Below are 23,059 nucleotides of genomic sequence, written 5' to 3'. Positions count from 1 at the left end.
GCCTCCGGGTGATTGCCTTCCGACCCACGCGGTCGGGCGTGTCGCACTCCCGCTTGCAAAAATCCGACCCCAGGTTTCCCCGGTATCAGATTTCCGCTGGTTCGGCAGGTCTTGCACCCACCAGGCACCGGATCGAGGCCCCGCTCACGCTTCCCGGAAGATTCCCGTACGTCCGCCCCGCAGCTGCCGCGGTGTCGACTACACACCACTGCATTCACACACAGCACGTGAACACATGAACGGCCATCACGGGAACGACGAGTACATGGGACTCGCTTCCGGTCCTCCCGACGGGAGGCGCGCAGCATCGGCACTCAACCGAGCAACTTGGACATCTTGCCACATCCGGCCCCCGATAAGCCAATCGGGCCGGCCCGCAGTCGCGGACCGGCCCGGGCGTGCTGCCGGTTCCTACTTGGGCGCGGCCGAGGGGTCGCCGTCCTTGGGCTTGGTGGAGAGGTCGTCGAACGGGGCCTTGCGGCCGCACAGCGCCTTCCAGTCCGCCGCCACGATGCCGGCGCACCAGATGTAGCCGTCGTCACCGGTGGGCTGCCAGTCCTTGACGATCGGATCGGCGCAGTTCGTCACCGGGGTGAACTTCGGGCACTTGCCGTCCTGCTTCTTGATCGTGTGCGCCCGCCAGGCGTCCATGCCCATGGTGCCCTTGGCCTGGTCCTCCGGCATGTAGCGGTTGACCGACCAGGAGGCGCCCATGGTGGCGAACAGCGCGACCATGCAGACCATGCCGGCGGCGACCTGCTGGACCACCCGCAGCGGGATCACCCGGGCGGTCGAGCCCTTGGCGGCCAGCACCCGGTTGCCCCAGCCGGAGCCGCGGTTGACCAGCGCCATGATGCCGAGCACGGCCATGATCATCAGGCAGTACATGATGATCCAGGTGGTCCGCGGGTACAGCTGGATCTGCTTGTCGTGCGCCATCCGGCCCGCGTAGTAGAAGCGCAGCAGCCAGGCTCCGACCAGCACGGCGGCGGCGGTCCTGGTCGCGATGTGCCGCAGGCCGAGACCAAGGCCGAGGCCCACGCCGAGCAGGAGCAGCAGGGCGAAGCCGGTCTGGCCGGCGAGCTCGCCGGCCACCGGCCAGTTGTCGACCGTCCAGGTGCCCGAGCGGTCCGACATCCAGCCCATCACGTAGGCCGGGTCGGCGTAGACGGTGATGTAGGCGTAGCGGTCCGGGGTGGAGGCCCCCAGCCGGACGATCTGGTAGAGCAGCGGGGAGCCGACCACCACGAAGCCGGCCAGGGCCGCTCCGGCGTACAGCGCGCCGCGGGTCAGCGCAGCCCGGCCCTTGCGCCAGGGGAAGGCGAACAGCGCGAGCACCAGGACGCCGGGCGCCGACCAGAGGTACCAGCCGGAGTACCAGAGGAACAGCAGGCCGAAGACCACGCCGAAGCCGAGACCGCGCAGCAGCGCCGAGCGGCCGGTGCTCTCGCCGATCCGGCCCAGCGCCCGCAGGAAGGCCGCCAGCAGCGGCACCAGGACGATCATCACCACGTGGCTGTACGGGCGGATCGGGTCGAGGAAGACGACCGCGGCCGGGACGGCGATCAGCAGCGCCCAGAACGGGCGCAGCAGCAGCCGCCAGGCGAGGTAGCTCATCGGACCGACCAGCGCGCTGCACAGGATCTGCAGGTCGTGCAGGGCGAAGCCGGCGCCGCCGCGGCCGCCGTAGCGCAGCTCGGAGAGCGCGGCCATCGCCGCCGGGAAGCCGGGCGGGTAGACGCCCGACATGCCCTTGCCGTCCATGAAGGAGGTGGCCATGTCGATCAGGACGCTCGGGTCGCCCTCCTGGCCGCCGAGCGGCCAGGGGGTGCCGCGCAGCGCCACCACGACGCCGCCGGCGACCACGCCGGTGGACAGGCCGGCCAGCGCGGCGCAGACCAGCCGCTTGACCAGCTGGTGGCGCAGCAGGCTGCCGCGGTAGGCGGTGTAGAGCAGCGCGCCCAGCAGCGGCAGGCCGAGCACCGCCACGTACACCTGCATCTTGGCGAGCCCGCTGACCTGGCCGATCCGGTTGAGCGGATTGACGCTGATGTGCCGGCACAGCAGCGTGTAGCCGAGGGCGGCCGCGATGCTGACGACCACCTCGAGGGCCACCTGGACCCACCTGCGGGACAGCCAGTCGCGCCCGCGCTCCACGGCCGAGCGGGCGGAGCCCGTCGCCGCCTTGGCCGGGCGGCCGTTGCCGCCCGGCTCACTGACCACCTCGGGGGCCAGATCCGTCATGTCAGTCCACTTCTGTCGCGCGCGTCGCCGAGGGAGCGGCCGACGCCGCGTCCACCAAACCTTCACCGTTCACATCTGCCGCAGCGGCCACCGTACCAAGGGCATTCGAGCACCCGACCGGCCCTCCTGCCCGGCCCGCCACCGGATCCTCGATCCATACCATCCGGAAACCGGTCGGACACGGCGAATCGGCCCGCCGTCTTCACACCGGTGGAAATCCCATGGTTCTGTGGCGGATAGCCTTGCCCGGTGACCGTGACAGCACCCGTAACCCCGCTTCCCAGGACCGAGCGGCGCTCCCCGCTGCGCCGGCGTGCCGGGTGGCTGGTCCGCGCCCTCGGTCCGGCCGCCGAGATCGCGGCCGCCACCTTCGCCGCCCTGCTGATGGTCTGGCTGGGCCGCCGACTGCACCTCGACCCGATGGAGCGGCTCGACCAGGTGAGCGCGCTGGCCGCGATCCAGCTCCGGCTGCTGGTCCTGCTCGCCGCGGCCGTCACGGTGTACTCGCTGGCCGCCAGGTTCGCCCCGCACCTGGCGCTGCGGGTGAGCGCGGGCTTCGTCGCCGGGCTGGCGACCGGGGTGACCGGGGCCGGCCAGGTGTTCGCGCTGCGCGGCACGACCTGGCCGCTGTACGCGCAGTGGGGCGACGCCGGCCAGCTGCAGATGTGGGCGGACGGCCTGCTGCACAGCGACGGCACGCCACCACCGGCCGAGTACCCGCCGGGCTTCCCGCACCTGCTCGCCTTCACGGCCCAGCACTTCTTCTCCGGTGACGTCCCGCACGCGATGAAGTGGCTGATGATCTTCTTCGTGGCGCTGTCCGGGCCCGCCGGCTACCTGGCCTGGCGGCTGCTGCTGCCGCCGCTGTGGGCGCTCGGCGTCGGTGTGACGGCCACCCTTCCGGTGGTCGACCCGTACAAGTCGTACTCGCAGATCGTGCTGGTGGTCGTGATCCCGGTGGTCGGCAAGCTGGTCCAGGTGATCCAGCGGTCCGGCGATCTGAGCCGGCGGCGGGCCGCGGGCACCGGCGCGGGGCTGGGCGTGCTGCTCGCCGCGCTGTTCCTGCTGTACGCGGGCTGGTTCGTCTGGTCCTCGATCGGCGCCGTGGTGGCGGTCGGCTTCGCGCTGTACCTGGTGACCCGGGAGGCCGGCCGGCGGGGCCTGCTCACCGCGCTGGTGGTGCTCGGGGCCACCGCCGCCGCGTTCCTGCTGGTGGCCGGCCGGTACCTGGTGTCGCTGCTGTCCGCGAGCGGGGCGACCAAGGACACCTACCTCTACTTCGACACCTTCACCGACCCGGCCTACTTCGCGATGTGGGGCGGCACCTACCCCGGCGCCCAGCGCACGGCCGGCCTGCCGCCGCTGGGCGAGCTCGGCGGGGTGGGCCTGTTCACCATCGTGCTGGTGGCCGGCCTGGGCGTGGCGCTGGCCCTCGGGATCCGGCAGGCCGCGGTGCTGTCCACCGCCGCCTGCACGGCCAGCGCCTTCCTGCTGCGCTACTGGTACGCCTCGCAGATGTCCCAGGAGAAGCTGGTGCAGCTCTACCCGCGGACCAGCGTGCAGATCATGTACTGCCTGGTCGCGCTCTGCGGCCTGGCCGCGCTGGTGGCCTCCGAGCGGGTCTCGGCCTGGGCCCGGGGGCTCGGCGAGGCGGCGCCGGTGCGGATCCGGCGCCGGCCGGTGGCCCGGCGCGCGGTCGCGGTGGGCGCGCTGTCCGCGCTCGGCCTGCTGTTCGGCCTGGCCGGCTCGGCCACGGCCAACGCCTACCTCCCCGAGCACCCGGACAAGAACTCGGTCGGCCAGTACTCCTGGGTCTCCCACGTGATCCGGCAGTCGAACGGGAAGTGCCCCAAGTACATGCCCAAGGGCAGCACCTGCGAGCCGTACGTGCCGCCCAAGCGCGCGACGGACCCCCCGAAGCCCTGACCGTACGGCGATGGCCCGTGCCCCCGGTCCGCGGACCGGGGGCACGGGCCATCGCCGTGTACGGGTGGGCTCAGCCGCGCTCGCCGGACGTGAAGGCGTGCCGGGCCAGCACCCGGGCGCCGTCGCGCTGACCGCGCTTGAGCGCGCCGGGCAGCATGGTGAGCGCGTGGAACCGGGAGGCGCTGTGGAATCGGGCGGCCTTGGCCGCCTTCGACCAGCCACGGGCGTCCATCCGGTCGGCCACGGCCGAGAAGTACCGCTCCGCCTCGGTGAAGCGGGTGCCGGAGAACGCCTGCACCGAGGACTCGCTGACCGCGTGCCGCCGGTACCGGAAGACGGTGGTGGAGTTGTCGATCACCATCTGCTCGCCCAGCTCCAGCAGGTCCACCACCAGGGCGAGGTCCTGGATGACCGAATAGTCGTCCCGGAAGTTCACCGAGCGCAGTGCCTCGCCCCGCCAGGTGATGGACGGGAAGTAGAGCCAGTTGCCGCGCAGCACGCTGACGGCCAGCTCCTCACCGGCCATCAGCCGGCGGCCCTTCACCTGCGGCGCGTAGAGCAGCCGCTTGGTGTTGTCCGCCAGGCCGGAGGTGACCTTGCCCTCGCCGTCGATCACCTCGACGCCGGGCTGGACCATGCCGGCTCCCGGGTTCTCCTTGAGGATGGCGCGGACGGTCTCCAGGTAGTGCGGGTGCAGCAGGTCGTCGCAGCCCATGATCACCACGTGGTCGGCCTCGGAGAGCTCGACGCACTTCTGGAAGTTCTTGGTGATGCCCAGGTTCTGCTCGTTGCGCCGGTAGTGCACCCGGTCGTCGCCGAGCTCGGCGAACCAGCCCGGGACCTCCGGCTCCTTGCCGTCGTCGATGACGACCAGCCGGAAGTCCGGGTCGGTCTGCGCCAGCACGCTGCGCACCGCGTCCTGCATCAGCCGGACGTCCCCGTAGTAGGGGAGCATGAAGTCGAACGTGCCCACGGGTCAGGCCTTCAGGGACTCGGAGGACGCCGGGACGGCAGCGTCCGGGCCGAGCCGCTCGTCGTTGCTGCGCACGCCCTCGTTGATGGCGACCGTGCGGGCCAGGTCGGTGAGCTTCTTCTCCAGCGAACGGAAGCGCAGGAAGGTGTTCAGGGTCAGGAAGCCCATCCCGAGCACCATCACGTACAGCACCAGGTCGGTGCCGCGGCCGACGCCGAGCTGCTGGGCGAACCAGGTCACGTCGGTCGGGCGGAGCACCGCGTACACGTTGACGATGACGAACACCGAGAACGCGATCCGCTTCCAGGCCCGGGTGTTGGCCCGGTCCCAGCGGCGGATGAACATCAGCGCCAGCGACAGCGATCCCACGATGAGGACCAGCTGGATCCAGAAGTACTTCATCGGCGGCCACGCTCCCGCAACGAGATGTCGAAGATGATGTTGACGCCGTTGATCAGGGACTGGCCCTTGGCGCGCGAGTATTCGGTGTACAGGATGTCGACCGGCAGTTCCGCGACCCGCAGGTCGGAGCCGGCCAGGAAGCTCACGATCTCCGAGGCGTGGGCCATGCCGTTCATCGTGATGCGCAGCCGGCCGGCCGCCTCACGGTTGAGCACCCGCAGGCCGTTGTGGGCGTCGGTCAGCTTGAGCTTGCGGGCGGTGGGGCTGACCGCGGCGGCGGTGCGCAGCACCACGCGCTTGATCCACGGCACCTGGCCGTTCTGCTCGATGAAGCGGGAGCCCAGCACCACGTCGGCGACACCGGAGCGGAGCAGCTCGACCATCTTCTCCACGTCGGCGGTCTGGTGCTGGCCGTCCGCGTCGAAGGTCGCGAAGTAGGTCGCGCCGGGCTGCGCCAGCGCGTACTTCAGACCGGTCTGCAGCGCCGCGCCCTGGCCGAGGTTGACCGGGTGCCGCACCAGGTGGGCACCGGTGGTCGCGATGTGCTGCGCGGAGTCGTCGGTGCTGCCGTCGTCGACGACGACGATGTTGGGGAACGTCTTGCGGGCCCCCTCCACCACGTCGGCGATCACCTGGCCCTCGTTATAGGCCGGGATCACCAGCCAGACATCGTCATTTTGGGACACAGGGGCTCCAGCGTCGGGATGTGGCGCGTCCGAGCGCGCGGTGATCGTTCGGTCGTCGGGGGTGGGCACGGTCACTCTCCGACCGCGCCCGCGCCCAGGGGGCTCGGGGTGTCCGTGTGGCCGGAACCGGCAGGGGTCTTCGTGGTCGCCCCCGGGAAGCTCAGCCTGAGCGCGGTCAGCATACCGAGGACCGTCACCACGGAGCCTGCCAGGTAGGCCAGGATGACACGGGTGGCGACCTCGCCGGGGGTGAAGGTGACCCCGATCAGCACCGCGGTGCCCACGGCCCAGCAGAGCAACTGGAGGTTGTGCCGCTTGAATACCATCAGTGCCTGGCCGAGCACCATCGCGAACATGTACGCCACGGTACCCGCGGACAACAGGAAGAAGTCGAGGCAGCCGAGCACCGGCTGGGCACCGAACAGCACGCCGATCAGCCACGGGCCGAGGATGGTCGCCGGGATGCCGCCGAGCACGCCGAGCGCGCCGACCACCACCCCGATCCGGCGCAGCATCGCGGTGAAGGCGGCGCGGTCGCCGGCCGCGATGGCCGCCGAGAGCCCGCTGAGCAGCGAGGCCTGCAGCGAGCCGAACACGAACAGCGGCACCCGGGCCAGCACCAGGGCGTTCAGCAGGGCGGCGATCAGCGCGCTGTCGGACGGGGCGAGCAGCTTGGTGCTCACCACCGCGGCGTTGACCACCACCTGGGAGAGCAGGGTGGACAGGATCAGCAGGCCGAGCCCGCCGCACAGCTCGCGCCAGGCGATCTGCGGGCCGGGGCGCAGCCCGCGCAGCAGCGGCGGCAGGGTGGCGAGCATCGCCACCACCGGCGCCACCGCCAGCACCAGGCTGAAGGCGAGGGCGGAGTGCAGCCCGGCCACCGAGCAGCCGAACGCCAGCACGATCCGCAGGCCGCCGTCCAGGCCGAGCTGGGTGCCGTAGGCGCCGAAGCGGCCCAGACCGGCCAGCACACCACGGGTGAGGTAGCAGACGGCCATTCCGGTGAAGGCGCCGCCGAGTGCGGCCACCAGGGCGCGGTCGCCGTGGAACAGCGCGTCGGAGATCGGGCCGGCACCGAGGCCGAGGACGAGCAGGGTGGTGCCCAGCAGGGCCGCGGTCAGCACGGTGGCGCGGCGCAGGACCGGCGCCGCGCCGTGCCCGAGCACCGCGCGGGCGGCGACGATCCGGGTGAGCTCCTGCTCGACCGGGAAGAAGACGCCGATGCCGATCGACATCACGATCGTCCACAGCACCGAGACGTTCGCCATGTCGTCGGCGGACAGGCTGTGCCCGGCCACCCCGAGGTGCACGTACGAGGCGGCCCCGAGTATCACGGTGCCGCCGGCCACCGCGAGGGTGCCCGGCGGCAGTGCCGCGGAGAGCTTGTCCAGCAGCTTTCTCATCAGGAGCTGCCGCCCGCGACCGTGCCGTGGGCGGCGGCGCCGAGTGCCGCGAGGGCCGGGGTCCGCAGGGCCTCGGCGAGCTGCTCCTGCCAGTCGGCCAGCGGGGGCAGGCCTGCCTGCGCCCAGCCCTCGTGGCCCAGCACGCTGAACGCCGGGCGGACGGCGGGGCGGACGAAGGCCGCGGAGGTGGTCGGACGGATCCGCTCCGGGTCCAGCCCGCTCAGCCGGTAGCTCTCCCGGGCCAGGCCGAACCAGGTGGTGCGACCGCTCGCGGTGCCGTGGTAGACCCCGGCCGGCGCCCGGCCGGCCAGGGCGGCCCGGCCGAGCTCGACCAGGCGGACGGCCAGCGCGTACGACCAGGTCGGCTGCCCGTGCTGGTCGTCGACCACGTCCAGGGTGTCCCGCTGGGCGGCGAGCTTGAGCATGGTGGCGACGAAGTTCGGCCCGTGCTGGCCGTACAGCCAGGCGGTGCGGACGGTGTAGCCGTGCTCGGGGAGCAGCTCGGCGACCGCCTGCTCCCCCACCAGCTTGCCGCGGCCGTACGCGTTGACCGGGGAGGTCGCGGCGGTCTCGGCGTAGGGCTCGGTGGCGTCCCCGGGCAGCACGTAGTCGGTCGACACGTGCAGCAGCCGGGCGCCGGTCTTGGCGCAGGCGGCCGCGAGGTGCCGGACCCCGGTGCCGTTGACGGCGGTGGCGGCCTCCTCGGCCGTCTCCGCGCCGTCCACGTCGGTCCAGGCGGCGCAGTTCACGACCAGGTCGTGGCCCTCGACGGCGGCCAGCACGGCCGCGGCGTCGGTGATGTCGAGGTCGGCCCGGCCGAGCGCGGTGACCTCGGCGGTCGGGTCGGCACCGAGCACGGCCAGGACGTCCTGGCCGAGCATCCCGGCCGCACCGGTGACCAGCCAGCGGGTCGTGCCCGAGGAGTTCGCGGTCACTTGGCCAGGGCCGCCTTCGCCTTGAGCGGCTCCCACCAGGCGCGGTTCTCGCGGTACCAGGCGATGGTCGCGGCGAGGCCGTCCTCGAACCGGACCTGCGGCTCGTAGCCGAGCTCGGTGCGGATCTTGCTGATGTCCAGGGAGTAGCGCAGGTCGTGGCCCTTGCGGTCCTCGACCGGCTCGACCATGTCCCAGCTCGCGCCGGCCGCGTCCAGCAGCAGGCCGGTGAGCTCCTTGTTGGTGATCTCGGTGCCGCCGCCGATGTTGTAGACCTCGCCGGCGCGGCCGCCGCGCATCACCAGCTCGATGCCCCGGCAGTGGTCCGAGACGTGCAGCCAGTCGCGGATGTTGCCGCCGTTGCCGTACAGCGGGACCTTGAGGCCGTCGATCAGGTTGGTGGTGAAGAGCGGGATGACCTTCTCGGGGAACTGGTAGTGCCCGTAGTTGTTGGAGCAACGGGTCACCACCACGTCCATGCCGTGGGTGCGGTGGTACGCCAGCGCCAGCAGGTCGGAGCCGGCCTTCGAGGAGGAGTACGGGGAGTTGGGGGCCAGCGGCCACTCCTCCGTCCAGGAACCCTCGCTGATCGAGCCGTAGACCTCGTCGGTGGAGACGTGCACGAAGCGGCCGACGCCGTGCTTGCGGGCCGCGTCCAGGAGCACCTGGGTACCGACCACGTTGGTCATCACGAACGGGCCGGCGCCGGCGATCGAGCGGTCCACGTGGGACTCGGCGGCGAAGTGCACGACCACGTCGTGACCGGCCATCACCTGGTCGACGGCCTCCGGGTCGCAGATGTCGCCCTTGACGAAGGCGTAGCCCGCGTGGCCCGCCACCGGCGCCAGGTTGGCCTCGACCCCGGAGTAGGTCAGCTTGTCGAAGACCGTGATCTGGGCTGCGGAGTCTGCTCCCAACAGCTGGCGGACGAATTCTGAACCGATGAAGCCGGCACCGCCGGTCACGAGGATGCGCATAGTACGGCAAGTCTAGCGGCACTGTCCGGGCCTCTCGGACCCGGGCCTCGGGGCGGGGCCGGCTCTCGCATAAGGTGCTCCCATGCGTGGAATCCTCTTGGCCGGTGGCACCGGATCACGACTGTGGCCGCTGACCCGGGCAGTCTCGAAGCAGCTCCTGCCCGTCTTCGACAAGCCGATGATCTACTACCCGCTCTCCACCCTGGTGATGGCGGGGATCAGCGAGATCCTGATCATCACGACCCCCGCCGACCGGGACCAGTTCGAGCGCCTGCTCGGCGACGGCTCGCAGTTCGGCCTGCGCCTGGAGTACGCCGTCCAGGAGAAGCCCGAGGGCATCGCCCAGGCCTTCGTCCTGGGCGCCGACTTCATCGGCGACCAGCCGGTGGCGCTCATCCTGGGCGACAACATCTTCCACGGCAGCGGCCTCGGCACCCGGCTGGCCGAGCACACCGCGGCCAAGGGCGGCCGGGTCTTCGCCTACCCGGTGGCCGACCCGACCGCGTACGGGGTGGTGGAGTTCGACGAGAGCGGCCAGGCCATCTCGATCGAGGAGAAGCCCACCGAGCCCAAGTCGCGGTACGCCGTGCCGGGGCTCTACTTCTACGACAACCGCGTGGTCGAGATCGCCCGGGACCTCAAGCCGAGCGCCCGCGGCGAGCTGGAGATCACCGCCGTCAACGAGGCGTACCTGCAGGCCGGCGAGCTCCAGGTGACCATCCTGGACCGGGGCACCGCGTGGCTGGACACCGGCACCTTCGTCTCGATGGTGCAGGCCTCGGAGTTCGTCCGGGTGATCGAGGAGCGCCAGGGCTTCAAGATCGGCTGCATCGAGGAGGCGGTCTGGCGGGCCGGCCTGATCTCCGCCGAGCAGCTGCGCGACCTCGCGGAGCCGCTGCTCAAGAGCGGCTACGGCGAGTACCTGATCCGTCTGCTCGAAGAGGAGAACGCCCGGTGAAGATCCAGGAGCTCGGCATCGAGGGCGCCTTCGAGATCACCCCGCAGCTGCACGGCGACCCGCGCGGTCTGTTCACCGAGTGGTACCGGTTCGACCGGCTCGCCGAGGTGGTCGGGCACCCGCTCCGGCTCGCCCAGGCCAACCTCTCGGTCTCCGCGCGCGGCGTGGTCCGCGGCATCCACTTCGCCGACGTGCCGCCCGGCCAGGCCAAGTACGTGACCTGCGTGCGCGGCGCCGTGCTGGACGTGATCGTGGACCTGCGGGTGGGCTCCCCCACCTTCGGCCGCTGGGAGGGCGTGCGCCTCGACGACGTGGACCGCCGCGCGGTCTACATCCCGGAGGGCCTCGGCCACGGCTTCTGCGCCCTGAGCGACGACGCCACGCTGTCCTACCTCTGCTCGGAGCCGTACAACCCGACCGGCGAGCACTCGGTGCACCCGCTCGACCCGGACCTGGGCATCGAGTGGCCGGCCGAGCTGCCCCAGCTCTCCGACCGCGACGCGGCGGCCCCCTCGCTGGCCGACGCGATCAGCACCGGCCTGCTGCCGCAGTACGACGCCTGCAAGGCGTTCACCGAGTCCCTGCGCACCCAGGGCTGAGCACCGGCCGCCGGACCACCACGAAGGACCCGCCCGTACGGGCGGGTCCTTCCTCGTTCCCGGCTGCGTAGGCTCCGCCCCCGGCCGTTCGGTGCTCCACCGGCGGGCGCCCGGGCGACCCCGCGGGCGGGGCGCCGGGAGCACGGGTAAGGGCCCGGTGAACACCCTCGCGGGTGTTCACCGGGCCCTTGGAAGCCCTGGTCAGGCGATCGTCAATTACTTGATGATCTTGGTGACCTGGCCGGCGCCGACGGTCCGGCCACCCTCACGGATGGCGAACTTGAGGCCCTCCTCCATGGCGATCGGCTGGATCAGCGCGACCGTCATACCGGTGTTGTCGCCCGGCATGACCATCTCGGTGCCCTCGGGGAGGGTCACGACGCCGGTCACGTCCGTGGTACGGAAGTAGAACTGCGGGCGGTAGTTGTTGAAGAACGGGGTGTGACGGCCACCCTCGTCCTTCGACAGGATGTAGGCCTGGGCCTCGAAGTCGGTGTGCGGCGTGACCGAACCCGGCTTGATGATGACCTGGCCGCGCTCGACGTCCTCGCGCTTGATGCCACGGAGGAGCAGACCGACGTTCTCGCCTGCCTGGCCCTCGTCGAGCAGCTTGCGGAACATCTCGATGCCGGTGACCGTGGTGGTGGTCTTGGTCTCCTTGATGCCGATGATGTCGACAGTCTCGTTGACCTTGAGGACACCACGCTCGATGCGGCCGGTGACGACGGTGCCACGACCGGTGATCGTGAAGACGTCCTCGATCGGCATCAGGAACGGGAGGTCGACCTCGCGCGCCGGGGTCGGGATGGCCTCGTCCACGGCCGCCATCAGGCCGAGGAGCTTCTGGCCCCACTCGGCGTCGCCCTCGAGCGCCTTCAGCGCCGAGACGCGCACGACCGGCAGGTCGTCGCCCGGGAACTCGTACTCCGAGAGGAGCTCACGGACCTCGAGCTCGACGAGCTCCAGGATCTCCTCGTCGTCCACCATGTCGGACTTGTTCAGCGCGACGACGATGTAGGGAACACCGACCTGGCGGGCCAGGAGGACGTGCTCCTTGGTCTGCGGCATCGGGCCGTCGGTGGCGGCGACCACCAGGATGGCGCCGTCCATCTGGGCGGCACCGGTGATCATGTTCTTGATGTAGTCAGCGTGACCCGGGCAGTCGACGTGGGCGTAGTGACGCGCCTCAGTCTGGTACTCGACGTGCGCGATCGAGATGGTGATACCGCGCTGACGCTCCTCCGGGGCCTTGTCGATCTGGTCGAACGGCGTGAAGGGGTTGATCTCCGGGTACGCGTCGTGCAGCACCTTGGTGATGGCCGCGGTAAGGGTCGTCTTACCGTGGTCGATGTGACCGATGGTGCCGATGTTGACGTGGGGCTTCGTCCGCTCGAACTTCGCCTTCGCCACTGCAGTCCTCCTGAGGACAGTTCTGTACGCCGTACGACGTCAGTTGGTCTTTGATCGGGTTGGGTACGGGGCGCTGGGTTGCGCCCCATGCCGTCCCGCGGGTGGGGGCGGAGGGCCCCGGGGGGATCTGGGTAGATCCCCCCGGTTCACCTCCTAATAGCCTAAGGGGTCCCGAAACGTCCCGATTGCGGGAGGCTCCGGCCCGGGCAGGGAACCGGTGTGGACCGGTCCTTACTCGCCCTTGGCCTTGGCGATGATGTCGTCCGCCACGTTCCGCGGAACCTCGGCGTACGAGTCGAACTGCATCGAGTAGCTTGCGCGACCAGAGGTCTTGCTGCGCAGGTCACCGACGTAGCCGAACATCTCGGAGAGCGGCACAAGCGCCTTGACGACGCGAGCACCGTGACGCTCCTCCATGGCCCGGATCTGGCCACGGCGGGAGTTGATGTCGCCGATCACATCGCCCATGTAGTCCTCGGGCGTGGTGACCTCGACGGCCATCATCGGCTCGAGCAGGGCGGGGGACGCCTTGCGGGCGCCCTCCTTGAAGGCCATCGAGCCGGCGATCTTGAACGCGAGCTCGGAGGAGTCGACGTCGTGCGAGGCACCGTCGAGCAGCGTCACGCGGACACCCTGCAGGGCGTAACCCGCGAGCACACCGAACTCCATGGCCTCCTGGCAGCCGGCGTCGACCGAAGGGATGTACTCCTTCGGCACGCGGCCACCGGTGACCTTGTTCACGAACTCGTAGCCCTCGCCGGACTCGAGCGGCTCGATCGCGATCTGGATCTTCGCGAACTGGCCGGAACCACCGGTCTGCTTCTTGTGCGTGTAGTCGATGCGCTCGACGGCCTTGCGGATCGTCTCGCGGTACGCGACCTGCGGCTTGCCGACGTTGGCCTCGACCTTGAACTCACGCTTCATACGGTCGACCAGCACCTCGAGGTGCAGCTCGCCCATACCCGCGATGATGGTCTGGCCGGTCTCCTCGTCGGTGTTGACCTGGAAGGACGGGTCCTCCTCGGCCAGCCGCTGGATCGCGGTGCCCAGACGCTCCTGGTCACCCTTCGACTTCGGCTCGATCGCGACGCGGATGACCGGGGCCGGGAAGTCCATGGACTCCAGGATGACCGGCTGCTTCTCGTCGGACAGGGTCTCGCCGGTGGTGGTCTGCTTGAGACCCATGACGGCGACGATGTCGCCGGCGCCCACCGAGTCGATCTCCTCACGCTTGTTCGCGTGCATCCGGTAGATCTTGCCGATGCGCTCCTTGCGGCCCTTCACCGAGTTGAGGACGGCGGTGCCGGCCTCGAGGCGCCCGGAGTAGACCCGGACGAAGGTGAGCTTGCCCAGGTGCGGGTCGGACATGATCTTGAACGCGAGCGCGGCGAGCGGCTCGTCGTCCGAAGCCTGGCGGACGATCTTCTCTTCGTCGTTGCCCGGCTTGGTGCCCTCGATGCCCTCGATGTCGAGCGGCGACGGCAGGTACTTCACGACCGCGTCGAGCAGGGGCTGAACGCCCTTGTTCTTGAACGCGGAGCCGCAGAAGATCGGCGTGAAGGAGGAGTCCAGGGTGCCCTTGCGGATCGCGGCGATCAGCAGCTCCTCGGGGATGTCCTCGCCCTCGAGGGCGAGCTCCATCACCTCGTCGCTGACGTTCGACACGGTGTCCAGCAGCGCCTCGCGGTACTCGGCGGCCTTCTCGGCGAGGTCGGCCGGGATGTCGACGGTGTCGTACATCTCGCCCTTGGTGGCCTCGGGGGACCAGACCAGCGCCTTCATCTTGACCAGGTCGACGACGCCGACGAAGTCGGCCTCGGCACCGATCGGGAGCTGCATGACCAGCGGGGTCGCGCCGAGGCGGTCCACGATGGTCTGGACGCAGAAGTAGAAGTCCGCGCCCGTGCGGTCCAGCTTGTTGATGAAGCAGATGCGCGGGACGCCGTAGCGGTCAGCCTGCCGCCACACGGTCTCGGACTGGGGCTCGACACCGGCGACGCCGTCGAACACCGTCACGCCACCGTCGAGCACGCGCAGCGAACGCTCCACCTCGACGGTGAAGTCGACGTGGCCCGGGGTGTCGATGATGTTGATGGTGTTGTCAACGCCGTCGAGCGCCCAGTGACAGGTCGTCGCGGCCGACGTGATCGTGATGCCGCGCTCCTGCTCCTGCTCCATCCAGTCCATGGTGGCAGCGCCATCGTGGACCTCACCGATCTTGTACGAGACACCGGTGTAGAACAGGATCCGCTCGGTGGTGGTGGTCTTGCCCGCGTCGATGTGCGCCATGATCCCGATGTTGCGGACCTTGGCCAGGTCAAGGGAGGTTGCAGCCATGGTGGCTCGTTCTCTCTCTGTCTAGTGACGGGGTTCGGACTACCAGCGGTAGTGCGCGAAGGCCTTGTTGGACTCGGCCATCTTGTGCGTGTCCTCGCGACGCTTCACCGAAGCGCCCAGACCGTTGCTGGCGTCGAGGATCTCGTTGAGCAGACGCTCGGTCATGGTCTTCTCGCGACGGGCGCGGGAGTAACCGACCAGCCAGCGCAGCGCCAGGGTGTTGGCGCGGCCCGGACGGACCTCGACCGGCACCTGGTAGGTGGCGCCACCGACACGGCGGGACTTGACCTCGAGGGTCGGCTTGACGTTCTCCAGCGCGCGCTTGAGCGCGATCACCGGGTCGGCGCCGGTCTTCTCACGGACACCCTCGAGGGCGCCGTAGACGATCCGCTCGGCGGTGGAGCGCTTGCCGTGCAGCAGGATCTTGTTGACCAGCGAGGTCACCAGCGGGGAGCCGTAAACCGGGTCGATGATGACCGGGCGCTTCGGGGCGGGGCCCTTACGAGGCATTCTTACTTCTCCTTCTTGGCGCCGTAGCGGCTGCGGGCCTGCTTGCGGTTCTTGACACCCTGGGTGTCGAGGGAACCGCGGATGATCTTGTAGCGGACACCAGGAAGGTCCTTCACACGACCACCGCGCACCAGCACGATGGAGTGCTCCTGCAGGTTGTGGCCCTCGCCCGGGATGTAAGCGGTGACCTCGATCCCGCTGGTGAGGCGCACACGGGCGACCTTACGAAGCGCCGAGTTCGGCTTCTTCGGGGTGGTCGTGTACACACGCGTGCAGACCCCACGGCGCTGCGGGGAGCCCTTCAGCGCGGGAGTCTTGTTCTTCTCGACCTTGTCCTGCCGGCCCTTTCGGACCAGCTGCTGGATCGTAGGCACCGTTTCTCCGTTTTCTGTGTGCCAAGGCTGGGTGTAACTAACCTGCGGTGTTCCCTCCACTCACCGACCCACGCGGTCGGGTGTGTTGGGCCTCTTCGGGGGAAGAATCGCGGAATCCCATGAGCTGATGTGCAGCGACCACGCGGGCGGAGCGGGTGAACCACTCCGGAACGGCGACCGGTCTGCTGGCACGCACAAGGACCCGGGCACACCCCAGGCACAAGGTCAGAGCGTACCTAGCGCATCGGCGGCGGTCAAAACAAATGCATCGCCGCAGGTCGCGCCCGTTATGGGATTCACGCCGTCAGGAGTGCCCCGGCGGCGGCCGCCACTACCACAGATCGGTGGCGGCCGCATGCCGGGACACGGCGGGTCAGCCGATCGACGCCATCCGGCGGGCCCGGCGGGAGGGACGGCCCCCGCGCAGCGGTCCGTCCGCCTCGGTCGACGGACGGTCGCTCACCAGCACCGGGAGGACCACGGCGAAGGCCGCCAGGGTGTACACGACGGTCCACAGCACCCAGCCGCCGGGCGGGGCCCAGTGCGCGTGCAGCGGCAGCCAGGGGCCCCAGAGGCCGACCGCGAACCGGCGCAGCGTCCAGAAGAACGCCGCCGCGTCGGCGACCGCCAGCCCGGTGGCCGCGGCGGCCACCAGCCGGCGCCAGGGCAGCCCCTGGCCGGGGGCGCGGCTGGCGCAGATCATGGCGCACATCAGCGGCAGGCCCACCGCGAAGGGCAGCAGGTAGCGGCCCTGCCAGATCATGCCGACCTTCTCGGCCTGGCTGCCCTGGGCGATGGCCGGCACCAGCACGATGGCGATCAGCATGCCGACCACCGCCAGCGCGGCGCGCTTGCGGCCGAAGGACAGCCCGAGCACCACCAGGGTGGCCAGGACACCCGTCCAGATGGTCAGGCTGAGGGTCGGCGCCGCCGGGTCCAGCCAGCCGAAGAAGCCCAGCATCTGGGTGATGTAGGTCGGGGTGTTGCTGATCGTCTCCCGGGCGGCGGAGCTCTTGGTGAGCCCCTCCCAGACGTGGATCACCGAGTGGTCCGGGTGGGCCGCCGTCCACAGCAGCGAACCGGCCGCGGACAGCACCAGCAGGGCCGTCCAGACCCAGAGGATCTTGCGGCGGAGCACCATCCGCACCACACCGCGCTGCCGGATCAGCAGGCCGAAGGCGAGCGCCCCGGCGAACCAGATCAGGCCGAGCGGCCTTATGTTGATCAGCACCAGACCGCCGATGCCCAACCGGGCGAGCCGGCGGTTGAGCAGCAGCGGGTCGGGCGACATCAGCACCGACAGCAGCGCCGTCCAGACCAGGATCCCGGCGGCGATCTCGCCACCGCTCGGGTTCTCCATGCCGGCCATGAACAGGGCCATCGGGGTGGCGGCGGCGAACACGCCGAGCAGGGCGGGCGAGCGCCGGCGCCACTCGGCGGCCGTGACCACGGCGCTGGCCAGCAGCGCCGCGCAGAGCACCGCGGACATCAGCCGCATCAGGTAGAGCCCGTCGGGCCCGTCGACCAGCAGGCTGGGCCAGCCGGTCGCCAGGTAGTACGCGGGGTGGTAGCGGCCGGCGGCGGTGGTGACCTGGGTGAGCTTCTCGGAGCCGTCCAGCGGCGGTGCGCAGGAGGCGTCCGGGCGGTCCTCGCCGGTGTAGCACTCGTGCACGGTCTTCAGCTGCTGGTACCACTCCGGCAGCTGGACCCCGGTCTCGGCGAACAGGCCGTCGGTGCCGGCGACCCGGTGCGGCACCATCACCTCGGGGCCGCCGATCTGGCCCCGGGCGACCGCCGCCGCCCGGATGAAGTGGGCGTACTCGTCCGGGCCATCGCCTATCGGCGTGGCCATGGCCCAGGATCCGGCGAGCGTGAAGAAGAGGGCGAAGGCGACCGCCCAGAGACGCTTCGGCGTCCCGGCCGACCAGTCGGCCAGCCGCCGCAGTGCCGTGTTCATCCTCTGGACTCCCTCATCGGATGTAGCCGAGCCAGCTCTGGTCGCCGTCCTTGGAGCACTTGCCCTCGGGGGCGAACTTCGGGCAGCTGCCGTCCAGCTTGCGCACCGTGTGCGACACCCACGGCAGGATCCGGTAGGTGCCGTCCTGGCCCGGCATGTAGCGGTCGGCCATCGAGGAGGAGACCGTGCCGAGCAGCAGCAGCAGCCCGCACAGAGTACCGATCACGGCGGCCGGACGGCCCGGGACCCCGATGCTCCCGCCGAGCAGGGCCGGCCCGCCGCCGCCCGCGGCCGGGACGGCCCCGGACCGGCGTTCGGCCAGCCGCAGCGAGATCAGGTGGGCCACCAGGCCGCAGAGGATCATCCCGCAGTACAGCAGCTGGTTGTTGGTACGGGTGTAGAGCTGCACGGTCATCGTCTCGTACATGTGCGAGGCGATGTACATCCGCATCACCCAGGCGCTGAGGAACATCGCCACGATGGTGATCACCATCGGCTTGCGGAAGCCCATCCAGACCGCGGCGCCCAGGCAGACGAAGGTCAGCACGGCGAACAGCCCGACCCCGCCGAACTCGCCCGGCGGGGGCCAGTCGCCCACCTTGCCCGGCATGTCGGTGCGCCACATCAGGTAGTACGCCGGGTCGGTGAAGTTGTCGAAGCGGAAGACGTAGTCCTTGGTGGCCTGGCCCTCGGTCAGCATCACCAGCAGGTAGCGGCCCGCGACCACCAGGAAGGCCGCCAGGGTCGCGGCCATGAACGACAGGCCCTTGAGCCGGCCGGCCCGCCAGGGGAAGTAGACCAGGACCGCGAACAGCACCCCCGCCGCGCTCCACAGGAACCAGCCGGAGTAGGTGAGGAACAACACCCCGAGCAGCGCGCCGAGGCCGGCGCCCTTGAGCAGGAGGGAGCGCCAACTCGCCGTCCCGCTGGCCCGCAGCGCCACCACCAGCGCCACCAGCGTCGGCACCAGCAGCACCAGCACGGTCTGGCTGTACGGCTTGTAGGCGTCGATCAGGGTGAAGGCCGGGACCACGCCGAAGGCGAGCGCCCGGATCGGGCTGAGCAGCATCCGCCAGGCCAGGTAGACCAGCGGTCCGAAGGCGGCGGCGCCGAGGATCTGGAGGTCCTTGAACGCGTAGGCGGTGTTGCCGCCGTGGAACCACTCGGCGTAGTAGCCGAGGGTGTAGAGCGGCAGTGGCGGGTAGACCGGCGACGGCGAGGGCAGCCCGTGCGCCACCGCCTGCGCCCACTCGACGATCCGGCCGCTGTCACCGTTCAGGCCGAACATCGGCCAGGGGGTGCCCAGCAGCGCGACCACCGCGCCGGCCGCGACGAAGCCGCTGGCCAGGCCCGCCACCCCGGCGCTGGCGATCCGGGTCGCGAGGTCGAAGTGCCGGCCGCGGCGCAGGCGCATCGCCAGCGCCACCACACCGACCAGCAGCAGGCCGAGCACCGCGAACCGCAGCTGGATCGCGGCCAGGCCGCTGACCTGGGCGATCCGGTTGAGCGGGTCGAGCTTGAAGCTGCGGGCGAGCAGCGGGAGCAGCAGCGCGCCGGCGAAGGCCACCGCCGCCTCCAGCGCCAGCAGGGCGGCCTTGCGCGGGACGACGGTGGGCGTCCGCCTCTGGTGTCGGTGCACGGTGGCCCCGCTCGGGGAGCCCGGGCGGCTGTCCGCCGAGCCCTCGGTCGCGACTGTCACTGCGGGATTCCCTCACTGCCGGTGGGTTCGTTGCCGGTGGATTCACAGCAAGCCACCGGGCGACTCCGGGCCCGTCTCCCGCACGGCTCCGGACCAGGGCGGTAAGGGTGTGGGGGGACAGCCTTGGCACTTGCTCGCTGGCATCCTAACCGGCCGACCCGCCGGGACCGGCCGCGCCCCGGCCTTGGCGCGCAAGGCCCCAGGCGCGGTCGGGCGCCGGCAGAGAACGCCGCGGGGCGCCGGGAAACGGCGCCGCGTGGCGCTAGGAAACGGCGCTGCCGAGCACCCCGAGCACCAGGAGCAGCCCCCACCCCGCGGTGCACAGCCAGCCGATCACCAGACCGGCCCCGGCCATGCCGTCGCCCTCCTCGCCCGACCTGCGGATCTGGGACTTGGCCAGGTGCCCGGTGATCACCGCGGGCACCGCGGTGCTGCCGAAGGACACCAGGCAGAACAGCCCGAGGACCAGCGAGGCGATCGCGAGCCGGTTGGTCGCCGCCGGTGGCGGTGGGGGCGGTGCCAGGAAGGTCTGCGGCACCGGCTGCGCCAGCGCGGTGACGAACGGCACCGGCATCGGCCCGGCCGGCAGGTCCGCCACCAGCTGGCTGAGCTGCCCGTACGTCTGTGCCTGGTGGACCGCGTCGAAGCGCTGGGAGTACTCCTCGGCGGACAGCCGGCCCTCGGCGTAGGCGGCCTTGAGCACGTCGACGGTGCGCTCGCGGTCCGCGTGCGAGGCGCGCATCGCGGCCTGCAGCGCGGCCTGCGAGGAGACCGGCTGGGCGGCGCCCTGGTAGGCGGCCGGCGGGGCCGGCGGCCGGTAGGGCGCCGGGTACTGCGGCGGCGGCCCGAACTGCCCGTACGACGGGGCCTGGGCCTGCTTCGGCTGCTGCCACCACGGCTGTCCGGCCATCTCGGCCCACCTCCCGAAGCCCGGCGCGTCTGGGCGCCCACCCGTCGCGCGGCGATCGCGCTCCCTCAGCATGCAGGACGATCGGGAGGCCCAACTAGTTCGCCGTCCGTGCCCTGTTCGCCCCGGCGGCCCGCCGGAAGGGGGCTGCCGCCGGCTGACGGTCGGTGAGAGGCTGGGGGCCCGCCCGCCCCGGGCGGTCCACCGCAGGAGGAGAGAGACCGCCATGCAGGCGTCCGCACCGCCACCCGTCGCCGTCAGCCTCCAGGGCCTGTGGAAGAGGTTCGGCCAGCAGACCGCGGTGGGTGGGCTCACCCTCGACCTGCCGGCCGGCTCGTTCGTCGGACTGGTCGGGCCGAACGGGGCCGGCAAGACCACCACGCTGTCGATGGCGACCGGGCTGCTGCGGCCCGACCAGGGCACCGTGCTGATCCACGGCGCGGACGTCTGGCGCGATCCGGTGGCGACCAAGGCCAGGATCGGCATCCTGCCCGAGGGGCTGCGGATGTTCGAGCGCCTGAGCGGCCGGGAGCTGCTGCAGTACAACGGACGGCTGCGCGGCCTGCCCGGGGCCGAGGTGGACCGCCGGGCCGAGGACCTGCTCGGTGTGCTCGACCTGCTGGCGGCCGGCGACAAGCTGGTCGCCGACTACTCCACCGGTATGCGCAAGAAGATCGGCCTGGCCGCCGCGCTGCTGCACAACCCGGACGTGCTCTTCCTGGATGAGCCCTTCGAGGGGGTCGACCCGGTCTCCGCGCAGACCATCCGGGGGGTGCTCGGCCGGTACGCCGCCTCCGGCTCCACGGTGGTCTTCTCCAGCCATGTGATGGAGCTGGTGGAGCAGCTGTGCGACTGGGTGGCGGTGATCAGCGCCGGGCAGGTGATCGCCCAGGGCCCGCTGGACACCGTGCGCGGCGGCCGGACGCTGCACGCCGCCTTCCTGGAGCTGATCGGCGTCCGCGAGGACGAGGGGCAGCACCTCGACTGGCTCGGCGGTGCCCGGTGAGCGCGGTGCCGGCCGGCGCCGCCCCGGTGACGGGTGCCGCCCCGGCGTCCGGTGCCGTGCCGGAGGGCCGGACGGTGGTCCGCGCGCTGGTCTCGCTCAAGCTCCGGCTGCTCGCCAACGGCCTGCGGCGCAGCCCCGGGCGGCGCGCGGTCTACGTGATCGGCTCGCTGTTCGGGCTGCTGTTCACCGCGCTGGTCGCGGCGGGGTTGGCGGCCCTGCACGGGCACGCCGGCGCGGCCGACGCCGTGGTGCTGGTGGCCACCTCGCTGACCATCGGCTGGGCCGCGGTGCCGCTGTTCCTGTTCACCGGGGACGAGAGCGCCGACCCGACCCGGCTGACCATGCTGCCGCTGCGGCCCGGCCCGCTGCTGCGCGGCTCGGTGCTGGCCGCGCTGATCGGCCCCGGCCCGGTGCTGTCGCTGCTGCTGCTGGCGGGCGGCGCGGTGGCCGCGGCGGACGGCGCCGGCTCCGCGGTGGTCGCGGTGCTGGGCGTGCCGCTGGCGGTGGTGACCCTGGTGGTGCTGTCCCGCGCGGTCGCGGCCGGCAACGCCCGGCTGCTGTCGAGCCGGCGGGGCAAGGACTTCGCGATCTTCGGCGGCCTGCTGTTCGCGGTGCTGATCCAGGGCGGCAACCTGTTCTTCCAGAGCTCCTTCGGCCGGCCCGGCAGCTCGCCGGACCTCGCGCCGCTGGAGCCGTACGCCGCAGTGCTGCGCTGGATCCCGCCGATCGGCGCGGTGGACGCGGTGCGCAGCGCCGGCCAGGGCTCGTACCCGGTGGCGCTGGCGCAGCTGGCGCTGACGGCCGGGCTGCTGGCACTGCTGCTGCGCTGGTGGCACGCCAGCCTGCGGCAGCTGATGGTGACCACGGACGCCTCCACCCTGGTGACCACCCGCGGGGCGGGCAGCTCGCGGGCCTGGGGGCTGCTGCCGCCGGGGCGGGTCGGCGCGGTGATGCAGCGCCACCTGCGGTACGCCTGGCGCGAGCCGCGGGCCAAGGCCGCGATCTTCACCAGCGTCGGGATGGCGGTGGTGTTCTGCCTGCTGTCGGTGGTCCAGGGCTGGTCCTCGGTGTACGTGGTGGCGCTCGGCGGTCTGATGCTGGGGCTGCAGATGCTGAACCTGTTCGGGATGGACGGCTCGGCGTTCTGGATGGTCGCGGCCACCCTGGGCACCCGGGCGCAGGCCCGGGACGAGCTGCGCGGGCGGGCGTACGCGGTGCTGTCGTACGCGGTGCCGCTGGTGCTGGTGCTCGGGGTCGCGCTGGCCGGCGCCACCGGGCAGTGGGGGTCGCTGGCGCCGGCGCTGGGGCTGACCCTGGCGGGGCTGGGCTGCGGGATCGGGCTGGGCTCGCTGCTGAGCGTGCTGGCGCCGTACGCGATGCCGGCCGACGGCAACCCGATGCGCAGTGCGGCGCCCGGGCAGACCGGGGTGGTGCTGCTGAACGGCTTCGGCTCGATCCTCGGGGTGTCGGTGCTGACGCTGCCGGTCGGCGCGCTGCTGCTGTGGCTGGTGGACTCCGGCGGCCCGGCCTGGACGGTGCTGCTGATCGGTCCGCTGTACGGGGCGCTGGTGGCGGTGCTGGGGCTGCGCTTCGCGGCCGGGCGGCTGCTGGAGCGGGTGCCGGAGATCCTGGCCGTCGCGACCGAGCGCTGAACCGGGCGAACCCCGGGCCGGGCGGCTGCCGCGCCGCTATCATCCTGCTCGCTGGGGGGCGGCAGCCGGGCAACCGGCCCGGCGGGACCACCTCTCGGGGGAGGCCG

General features: G+C 71.3%; 19 protein-coding genes. 5 read left to right on the top strand and 14 right to left on the bottom strand.

The features are described from left to right. Nucleotides 1-411: 411 nt before the first annotated feature. On the bottom strand, nt 412-2,244 hold the full coding sequence (locus tag AB0K43_RS03990; RefSeq protein WP_363635495.1) for a hypothetical protein: 1,833 nt from the start codon (nt 2,242-2,244) through the stop codon (nt 412-414). A 249-nt stretch (nt 2,245-2,493) separates the two neighbouring features. Here AB0K43_RS03990 and AB0K43_RS03985 point away from each other — a divergent pair, with 249 nt between their 5' ends. Then, nucleotides 2,494-4,170 carry a hypothetical protein gene (locus tag AB0K43_RS03985; protein ID WP_363635493.1) on the top strand — a complete coding sequence of 559 codons (1,677 nt, stop codon included), beginning with the start codon at nt 2,494-2,496 and terminating at the stop codon, nt 4,168-4,170. A 70-nt stretch (nt 4,171-4,240) separates the two neighbouring features. Here AB0K43_RS03985 and AB0K43_RS03980 read toward each other — a convergent pair whose 3' ends face one another. The 6 genes from AB0K43_RS03980 to rfbB all read right to left on the bottom strand — a co-directional run bounded on the left by AB0K43_RS03980 (nt 4,241) and on the right by rfbB (nt 9,543). Beyond that, complete coding sequence (locus AB0K43_RS03980) at nt 4,241-5,143, bottom strand: glycosyltransferase family A protein (protein WP_363635491.1); 903 nt, start codon at nt 5,141-5,143, stop codon at nt 4,241-4,243. 3 nt (nt 5,144-5,146) lie between these two features. Next, on the bottom strand, nt 5,147-5,545 hold the full coding sequence (locus tag AB0K43_RS03975; protein ID WP_363635489.1) for a DUF2304 domain-containing protein: 399 nt from the start codon (nt 5,543-5,545) through the stop codon (nt 5,147-5,149). Next, nucleotides 5,542-6,231: a glycosyltransferase family 2 protein gene (locus AB0K43_RS03970; RefSeq protein WP_363635487.1), complete on the bottom strand. Its 690-nt coding sequence runs from the start codon at nt 6,229-6,231 to the stop codon at nt 5,542-5,544. The genes AB0K43_RS03975 and AB0K43_RS03970 overlap by 4 nt, the downstream gene beginning before the upstream one ends. A gap of 71 nt (nt 6,232-6,302) precedes the next feature. Then, on the bottom strand, nt 6,303-7,634 hold the full coding sequence (locus AB0K43_RS03965) for a hypothetical protein (RefSeq protein ID WP_363635485.1): 1,332 nt from the start codon (nt 7,632-7,634) through the stop codon (nt 6,303-6,305). Further along, nucleotides 7,634-8,569 carry a dTDP-4-dehydrorhamnose reductase gene (gene rfbD / locus AB0K43_RS03960; RefSeq protein ID WP_363635483.1) on the bottom strand — a complete coding sequence of 312 codons (936 nt, stop codon included), beginning with the start codon at nt 8,567-8,569 and terminating at the stop codon, nt 7,634-7,636. Before rfbD ends, AB0K43_RS03965 begins: the two co-directional genes overlap by 1 nt. Next, entirely contained in the window at nt 8,566-9,543 is a 978-nt protein-coding gene (gene rfbB, locus AB0K43_RS03955) for a dTDP-glucose 4,6-dehydratase (RefSeq protein ID WP_363635481.1), read from the bottom strand. The genes rfbD and rfbB overlap by 4 nt, the downstream gene beginning before the upstream one ends. An 82-nt stretch (nt 9,544-9,625) precedes the next feature. Here rfbB and rfbA point away from each other — a divergent pair, with 82 nt between their 5' ends. Together rfbA and rfbC are read left to right on the top strand one after the other, a co-directional pair. Beyond that, entirely contained in the window at nt 9,626-10,501 is an 876-nt protein-coding gene (rfbA, locus tag AB0K43_RS03950) for a glucose-1-phosphate thymidylyltransferase RfbA (protein ID WP_363635479.1), read from the top strand. 2 nt (nt 10,502-10,503) lie between these two features. After that, the gene (rfbC, locus tag AB0K43_RS03945; protein WP_363635788.1) at nt 10,504-11,100 is read left to right on the top strand and encodes a dTDP-4-dehydrorhamnose 3,5-epimerase; all 597 of its coding nucleotides are present in this window, start codon (nt 10,504-10,506) and stop codon (nt 11,098-11,100) included. A gap of 216 nt (nt 11,101-11,316) precedes the next feature. On the opposite strand, the gene tuf is transcribed toward rfbC, so the two are convergent. From tuf to AB0K43_RS03910, 7 genes are all read right to left on the bottom strand, one after another. Next, nucleotides 11,317-12,510 carry an elongation factor Tu gene (tuf, locus tag AB0K43_RS03940; protein ID WP_363635477.1) on the bottom strand — a complete coding sequence of 398 codons (1,194 nt, stop codon included), beginning with the start codon at nt 12,508-12,510 and terminating at the stop codon, nt 11,317-11,319. Between the two features lie 231 nt (nt 12,511-12,741). Further along, nucleotides 12,742-14,847 (bottom strand): elongation factor G, encoded by a 2,106-nt coding sequence (fusA, locus tag AB0K43_RS03935; protein ID WP_363635475.1) that lies wholly within the window; start codon nt 14,845-14,847, stop codon nt 12,742-12,744. Between the two features lie 39 nt (nt 14,848-14,886). Further along, a complete protein-coding gene (rpsG, locus tag AB0K43_RS03930) occupies nt 14,887-15,357 on the bottom strand; it encodes a 30S ribosomal protein S7 (protein ID WP_033822197.1) in 471 nt (156 codons plus the stop codon). A gap of 2 nt (nt 15,358-15,359) precedes the next feature. After that, nucleotides 15,360-15,731, bottom strand: a complete 372-nt coding sequence (gene rpsL, locus AB0K43_RS03925) for a 30S ribosomal protein S12 (RefSeq protein ID WP_014144289.1) — start codon at nt 15,729-15,731, stop codon at nt 15,360-15,362. Between the two features lie 373 nt (nt 15,732-16,104). Then, nucleotides 16,105-17,688 carry a DUF2142 domain-containing protein gene (locus tag AB0K43_RS03920; protein ID WP_363635472.1) on the bottom strand — a complete coding sequence of 528 codons (1,584 nt, stop codon included), beginning with the start codon at nt 17,686-17,688 and terminating at the stop codon, nt 16,105-16,107. A 13-nt stretch (nt 17,689-17,701) separates the two neighbouring features. Continuing rightward, the gene (locus AB0K43_RS03915; RefSeq protein WP_363635470.1) at nt 17,702-19,387 is read right to left on the bottom strand and encodes a hypothetical protein; all 1,686 of its coding nucleotides are present in this window, start codon (nt 19,385-19,387) and stop codon (nt 17,702-17,704) included. Nucleotides 19,388-19,649: 262 nt separating this feature from the next. Next, nucleotides 19,650-20,297: a DUF1707 and DUF4190 domain-containing protein gene (locus tag AB0K43_RS03910; RefSeq protein WP_363635468.1), complete on the bottom strand. Its 648-nt coding sequence runs from the start codon at nt 20,295-20,297 to the stop codon at nt 19,650-19,652. Nucleotides 20,298-20,520: 223 nt separating this feature from the next. On the opposite strand from AB0K43_RS03910, the gene AB0K43_RS03905 reads away from it, so the two are divergent. Together AB0K43_RS03905 and AB0K43_RS03900 are read left to right on the top strand one after the other, a co-directional pair. After that, nucleotides 20,521-21,300 (top strand): ABC transporter ATP-binding protein, encoded by a 780-nt coding sequence (locus AB0K43_RS03905; RefSeq protein WP_363635466.1) that lies wholly within the window; start codon nt 20,521-20,523, stop codon nt 21,298-21,300. Beyond that, nucleotides 21,297-22,952: a transporter gene (locus AB0K43_RS03900; RefSeq protein ID WP_363635464.1), complete on the top strand. Its 1,656-nt coding sequence runs from the start codon at nt 21,297-21,299 to the stop codon at nt 22,950-22,952. The genes AB0K43_RS03905 and AB0K43_RS03900 overlap by 4 nt, the downstream gene beginning before the upstream one ends. Nucleotides 22,953-23,059: the final 107 nt, after the last annotated feature.

Origin of the sequence: Kitasatospora sp. NPDC049258, assembly GCF_040678895.1 — a bacterium.
Classification (GTDB): Bacteria; Actinomycetota; Actinomycetes; order Streptomycetales; family Streptomycetaceae; genus Kitasatospora.
This window is presented reverse-complemented; position numbering and strand designations above follow the sequence as displayed.